Below are 6262 nucleotides of genomic sequence, written 5' to 3' on the forward strand. Positions count from 1 at the left end.
AAGTCTTTTTCAGGATTTCCTTAGGCAGCTGTATCTCACGCCGCTGTACATCGGATACTCACCATCCGAAAATCTGCACTTGCTTACCGGCTTCAGTGCTTTCGTTCCGCTTGGGAGCTACGATGGAAGCAAGCTGGCGAATAGCCCAACCGGTAACGCGAGCTACACCCAGGAGTTTGATCTGACCTGGTTCCCGCACCCAAATTGGGAGGTCTCAGTAGCCCCCACCTTCACCATCAACGCGAAAAACGATGAGACTGACTACCGGTCAGGGAACGTGCTGAACATCGACTACTTACTGGGCTACAGGCTGCAGTCGAACCCGAAGGTCCAGCTTGGCCTGGTGGGCTACTACACCAAGCAGGTTACCGATGACCAGTGGGATCACGGTGAGTTGGACGACGGAAACCGCCTGCGCAAATTTGCGATCGGTCCGCAAATTTTTTACGCCTTTGACCAGACCTCAGGAGTGGTCTTGAAGTGGATGCGCGAGACCTCCGTCAGGAATGGTCCCAAGGGCGATTCCCTCTGGCTTGAGTTTGCCTTTCCCCTATGAGGCAAGCTTCGCGTCTGCAGACATTTTAGAAACCACATCTCGCGCTACGCTATGAATATGGCTCGCAGCCGCTTCGGCTGCGGCCTTTTTGTTTCTAGTCTTCAGCGCTGCAATAATCCCATCGTGCTCATCTGTAGCGGCACCCAGATGCACTTGGAATCCACAAGTCTGAACGATGAAGAAATCGGACAGCTCGAAGTTCGCAATTTGGCGCGCCGAGAGGATGGGGGATTTGGCCATGGAGTGCAGCAATCTATGGAAATCGACATTGAGCGCGCGATAGCTTTCGGCTGCGTCACTGTGCTGCGGATTGATGCTCCTGATTTTGTCGTTGATTTCTGTCATTCTCAAGACTTCTTCAGGCGACCCGCGCTCGGCGGCAAGCCCGGCAATTAGTGCCTCGTTGTTTGAGAACATCTCGTAGAAATCATCAACCTCCAAATGTGTAGGGTGCACCACTTCGCATCCGACCTGGGCCGTGATCACCACGAAGCCCCTTTCTTGCAGACTGTTCAATGCAGTCATGATCGGCTGGCGGCTGATACCGGTTTCTTCGCCAATTTCCTTGACCAGAATTTTTTGCCCGAACTCATATCTGCAAGTGAGTAGGCGCTCCAAAATATGTTGGTAGATAGCGGTCTTTTTATTTGCCACTTGCATTCGAGTCGAATTCCCAGGTCGGTTGTTGCGAATTGATGTCAGGTTCAGGCTTACATTCTAGCATTTCTGATAGTAAACCAGATCCTAGCCAATTTCGCTGTCGTCACTCGTCGAAAGGCGGCTCTCATCTTGGGGCTGGGCGGTCGATCACAGAGCGATGAGCGGGTCTTGTAGCGCTTGCATGCTAGCATTCTAGCGTGCATGATGATCGGGCAGACAAAAACAAATCTACCTGCATGGCGCTGTCCCGCCGCCTCATGGGCGTTGAACGGATGCGCTCATGCCGTCCCAGTGCGAGGCGGCCTGCACTGGGGCATTGACGTAAAGGTTCCGTACCGATGAACGCTTACCTGCATTGCCTGTCGCACACCCCTCTCATTGGGCATTTCGACCCAAACCAAGACGTACTGGATGAAGTGGCCGAAGTGGTTCGAGCTGCTCGAGCGCGGATCGAAGCGTTCAACCCAGAACTCGTAGTGCTCTTCGCGCCTGATCACTACAACGGCTTTTTCTACGACGTGATGCCGCCTTTTTGCTTAGGCATGGAAGCGGAAGCTATCGGCGATTTCGGTTCGCTTGCCGGTACGCTGTCCGTACCCAAAGATGTTGCCGAAGCTTGTGCTGAATCTGTTCTGACGTCGGGTATTGATCTGGCCGTGTCCTACAGGATGCAGGTCGATCATGGCTTTGCTCAGCCACTGGATTTTCTGCTCGGCGGCTTGGACAAGTATCCCGTTCTTCCTGTTTTCGTGAACTGTGTGGCACCACCTCTGCCAACGTTTGAACGTGTCCGGTTGCTCGGTGACGCGATTGGCCGCTTCACCCGCGGACTCAATAAGCGAGTGCTGTTCTTGGGGTCGGGCGGTTTGTCTCATCAGCCCCCGGTGCCTGAGTTGGCAAAGGTCGATGCACGCATGGCTGATCGACTGATGGGCAGTGGTCGAAACCTACCGCCTGAAGAGCGCGATGCCCGGACTCAACGAGTCGTCGTGGCTGCTGAACGATTTGTTGAAAATCAAAACACCCTTCATCCGCTGAACCCTAAGTGGGATCGGTACTTCTTGGATGTCGTTGAGCAGGATCTGTTGAGCCAGCTTGATGACCTCAGTAACGCCCATCTCTCCGAGCTGGCCGGTAAATCGACGCATGAGGTCAAGGCTTGGGTCGCCGCATTTTCGGCACTGTCGGCTCACGGCGCCTACACCGCTACCGACCGCTACTACCGACCGATTCCTGAATGGATCGCGGGCTTCGGCTCTATCAGTGCGCACACCCAGCGCTAATACACCTTCACGGAGACTCAATCGTGACTGCTATCACTGAAAAAGAAACCAGCAAATTCATCCGCATCCAGGATGGCGATCTGGATTTGAACATTCACTACAACGACTGCGGCGAAGGCAAAGAGACTGTTGTGATGCTCCACGGCTCAGGGCCTGGTGCGAGTGGCTGGGCCAACTTCAATCGGAATATCGAGCCGCTGGTTAACGCCGGCTTTCGCGTCATCCTGATGGACTGCCCAGGTTGGAGCAAGAGTGACTCGATCGTGAGCACCGGTTCTCGCTCTGATCTGAACGCTCGGGTGCTCAAAGGACTGGTCGACAAGCTCGACCTGGACAAGATTCACATCCTCGGAAACTCCATGGGCGGTCACTCTGCAGTGGCCTTCTCTCTGACCTGGCCAGAGCGCGTTGGCAAATTGGTTCTGATGGGAGGCGGTACTGGTGGAGTTAGCCCGTTTGTGCCGATGCCAAGTGAAGGAATCAAGCTGCTCAATGGCTTGTATCGCGAGCCCACGATCGAAAACCTCAAGAAGATGATGAACATCTTCGTATATGACACCAGCGATCTGACAGAGGAGCTGTTCCAAGCGCGGTTGGACAACATGCTGGCCCGTAAAGACCACCTTGAGAATTTCACTGCAAGCCTTGCCGCCAACCTGAAGCAATTCCCGGATTTTGGCCATCGCTTGGGTGAAATAAACGCAGAGACCTTGGTTATCTGGGGGCGCAACGACCGTTTCGTTCCACTCGACACTGGCTTGCGCCTGGTCGCTGGCATCCCTAACTCCCAGCTGCATGTATTCAACAAGTGCGGGCACTGGGCGCAGTGGGAGCACGCGGACACCTTTAACCGCATGGTTCTCGATTTCCTCACCCACTGACCGAGGTCACGCATGAACATTACACAAGAGACCCTTGAGCGCTTGGCGGCAGACCTGCGCAGAGCCGAAGGAAAGGGCGAGCCGGTTGCGCCACTACGTGACGTCATCGGCGCCACAAATGTGGAACATGCCTATGCGATTCAACGTTTGAACCAGGCATATGCCATTGCCAATGGACAGCGTCTGGTTGGCCGTAAGATCGGGTTGACTAACCCTAAGGTCCAGGCCCAGCTCGGTGTGGACCAACCCGACTTTGGCTGCTTGTTTGCCGACATGGCTTATGGCGACAACGAAGTCATTCCATTTGAGCGCGTCCTTCAGCCGAAAATTGAGGCTGAGATTGCATTAGTCCTGGAGCGTGATCTTCCAAGTGCATCTACCACGTTCGCGGATGTCATTGCTGCAACCGGCTGGGTTATTCCGGCACTAGAAGTTGTCGGTAGCCGTATCGAAGGCTGGAACATCAAATTCGCAGACACCGTGGCTGACAACGCTTCCAGTGGCTGCTTTGTCCTGGGCGGCCCAGCTCGACGTATAGATGGCCTTGATCTGCGCGGCGCGACCATGCGTCTGTCCAAAAATGGCGAAGTCGTGAGTTCTGGCAGTGGCGCTGAATGCCTGGGCCACCCGTTGAATGCTGCAGCATGGCTGGCTCGCACTATGGTCGAGCTCGGTGAACCTCTCAAGGCAGGCGACATCATTCTCACCGGCGCCTTGGGGCCAATGGTAGGTGTCAGCGCAGGTGATCATTTTGAAGCCGAAATCGAAGGCCTTGGCCGAGTCGGCGTGTCGTTCAGTGTCGTGTGACGGAGGTTTAGAAATGACTACCAAACGTAAAGTCGCCATCGTTGGCTCCGGAAACATCGGCACCGACCTGATGATCAAGATCCTGCGCAACTCCGAGCATTTGGAGATGGCTGTTATGGTCGGTATCGATCCAGCCTCTGATGGTTTGGCTCGTGCTGGACGCATGGGCGTTGCGACCACTCATGAAGGTGTTGCCGGCCTTGTGAAGATGCCTGAGTTTGCTGACATCGATTTTGTTTTCGACGCGACCAGTGCCGGCGCTCATGTCAAGAACGACGCACTTCTGCGTGCGACAAAGCCAGGCATCCGGGTGATCGATCTGACTCCTGCGGCCATTGGTCCGTACTGTGTTCCCGTCGTAAACCTTGAGCAGCATGTCGACGCTCAGAACCTCAACATGGTTACCTGCGGCGGCCAAGCGACCATTCCGATGGTGGCTGCTGTATCGCGGGTCGCCAAAGTGCACTATGCGGAAATTGTTGCATCCATTGCTTCCAAGTCCGCTGGTCCAGGCACACGAGCCAATATCGATGAATTCACCGAGACGACCTCGAAGGCGATTGAGGCGATTGGTGGCGCGGCGAAAGGTAAAGCCATCATCATCATGAACCCGGCGGAGCCGCCGCTGATGATGCGTGACACCGTATATGTGCTCTCTGAAGCTGCAGACCAAGAGCATGTAGAGGCTTCTATCGAAGAGATGGTTGCCGCGGTGAATGCCTATGTGCCGGGGTACCGCCTCAAGCAAAAGGTGCAGTTTGAAGTGATACCTGATGCTGCTCCGCTGAACATCCCAGGTCACGGCAAATTCAGCGGTCTGAAGACCTCTGTGTTTATTGAGGTTGAAGGGGCTGCCCATTACTTGCCGGCGTATGCGGGCAATCTCGACATCATGACTTCTGCTGCGTTGGCAACTGCTGAACGCATGGCACAGTCCATGAGCCAGGCCTGAGGAGTGCAGTTATGAACGGTAAAAAGCTCTACATCTCCGATGTGACCCTGCGCGATGGTATGCACGCCATTCGCCACCAATATTCCTTGGATCAAGTGCAGGCAATTGCTCGCGCGCTTGATGCCGCCAAAGTGGATTCCATTGAAGTGGCTCACGGCGATGGCCTGCAGGGCTCCAGCTTCAATTACGGTTTTGGTGCGCATACCGACATCGAGTGGATTGAAGCCGCTGCAGATGTGGTCAAACACGCCAAGATCGCGACTCTGCTGCTTCCAGGGATCGGTACTCTGCACGATCTCAAGGCCGCCTATGTTGCGGGTGCTCGGGTAGTTCGTGTGGCCACTCATTGCACCGAAGCTGATGTGTCGAAGCAGCACATCGAGTACGCCCGTGAGCTTGGAATGGATACGGTCGGCTTCCTCATGATGAGCCATATGCAGACGCCCGAAGGCCTCGCTCAGCAGGCGAAGCAGATGGAAACCTACGGTGCCACCTGCATCTACGTCGTGGACTCGGGAGGTGCGATGAACATGGATGACATCCGTGCGCGCTTCCGTGCAGTCAAAGCAGTTCTCGATCCAGCGACCCACACTGGCATCCATGCCCACCACAACTTGAGCCTCGGTGTTGCTAACTCGATTGTCGCCGTTGAAGAAGGGTGTGATCGAATTGATGCCAGCCTCTCCGGTATGGGCGCCGGTGCAGGTAACGCTCCGCTGGAGGTATTTATTGCAGCAGCGGACAAGCTGGGTTGGAACCATGGCACTGATCTCTATGCCCTGATGGATGCTGCAGATGATCTGGTGCGTCCACTGCAAGATCGCCCAGTACGCGTCGATCGTGAAACCCTGGCTCTGGGTTACGCCGGCGTGTACTCCAGCTTCCTTCGTCATGCGGAGGTTGCTTCGGCTCGCTACGGCATTAAGGCCGTCGACATTCTTGTTGAGCTTGGCAAGCGCCGGATGGTCGGCGGTCAGGAAGACATGATCGTTGACGTCGCCCTGGATCTGCTGAAGCGCTGAGGTTCGCAGACAGCTCCACGCAAGCTGTCTGCAGCGATGCCCCCTTCCCTTCGGGAAGGGGGTTTTAAGCACAACAATAAGGGAAATCCTGAAAAAGACTT

7 protein-coding genes are annotated in these 6262 nt (G+C 55.3%); 6 read left to right on the forward strand and 1 reads right to left on the reverse strand.

The annotated features are described in order from the left end of the window. The coding region (locus YA0848_RS34430) for a SphA family protein (RefSeq protein WP_198731555.1) at positions 1-556 on the forward strand (556 nt) is incomplete at its 5' end. Here the strand turns inward: YA0848_RS34430 and YA0848_RS34435 are convergent. Then, entirely contained in the window at positions 551-1216 is a 666-nt protein-coding gene (locus YA0848_RS34435) for a GntR family transcriptional regulator (protein ID WP_198731556.1), read from the reverse strand. The two genes, YA0848_RS34430 and YA0848_RS34435, sit on opposite strands and share 6 nt — an antisense overlap. Positions 1217-1554: 338 nt before the next feature. On the opposite strand from YA0848_RS34435, the gene mhpB reads away from it, so the two are divergent. The 5 genes from mhpB to mhpE are packed head-to-tail and all read left to right on the forward strand — an operon-like array spanning position 1555 to position 6161. Beyond that, entirely contained in the window at positions 1555-2499 is a 945-nt protein-coding gene (gene mhpB / locus YA0848_RS34440) for a 3-carboxyethylcatechol 2,3-dioxygenase (RefSeq protein ID WP_198731557.1), read from the forward strand. A 23-nt stretch (positions 2500-2522) separates the two neighbouring features. Next, a complete protein-coding gene (locus YA0848_RS34445) occupies positions 2523-3380 on the forward strand; it encodes an alpha/beta fold hydrolase (RefSeq protein WP_198731558.1) in 858 nt (285 codons plus the stop codon). A 12-nt stretch (positions 3381-3392) separates the two neighbouring features. Next, positions 3393-4187 (forward strand): 2-keto-4-pentenoate hydratase, encoded by a 795-nt coding sequence (gene mhpD, locus YA0848_RS34450; protein ID WP_198731559.1) that lies wholly within the window; start codon positions 3393-3395, stop codon positions 4185-4187. A 13-nt stretch (positions 4188-4200) separates the two neighbouring features. Then, on the forward strand, positions 4201-5139 hold the full coding sequence (locus YA0848_RS34455; protein ID WP_198731560.1) for an acetaldehyde dehydrogenase (acetylating): 939 nt from the start codon (positions 4201-4203) through the stop codon (positions 5137-5139). Between the two features lie 11 nt (positions 5140-5150). Then, positions 5151-6161, forward strand: coding sequence for a 4-hydroxy-2-oxovalerate aldolase (gene mhpE, locus YA0848_RS34460; protein WP_198731561.1), 1011 nt, complete (start codon positions 5151-5153; stop codon positions 6159-6161). Positions 6162-6262 lie beyond the last annotated feature (101 nt).

The sequence above is a fragment of the Pseudomonas sp. S4_EA_1b genome (genome assembly GCF_016307435.1).
GTDB lineage: Bacteria > Pseudomonadota > Gammaproteobacteria > Pseudomonadales > Pseudomonadaceae > Aquipseudomonas > Aquipseudomonas rhodesiae.

What these genes read in the sequence shown, in the direction of transcription:
- YA0848_RS34435 (WP_198731556.1), bottom strand. Translation starts at nt 1,216, where the DNA reads ATGCAAGTGGCAAATAAAAAGACCGCTATCTACCAACATATTTTGGAG.
- mhpD (WP_198731559.1), top strand. Translation starts at nt 3,393, where the DNA reads ATGAACATTACACAAGAGACCCTTGAGCGCTTGGCGGCAGACCTGCGC.
- YA0848_RS34455 (WP_198731560.1), top strand. Translation starts at nt 4,201, where the DNA reads ATGACTACCAAACGTAAAGTCGCCATCGTTGGCTCCGGAAACATCGGC.
- mhpB (WP_198731557.1), top strand. Translation starts at nt 1,555, where the DNA reads ATGAACGCTTACCTGCATTGCCTGTCGCACACCCCTCTCATTGGGCAT.
- mhpE (WP_198731561.1), top strand. Translation starts at nt 5,151, where the DNA reads ATGAACGGTAAAAAGCTCTACATCTCCGATGTGACCCTGCGCGATGGT.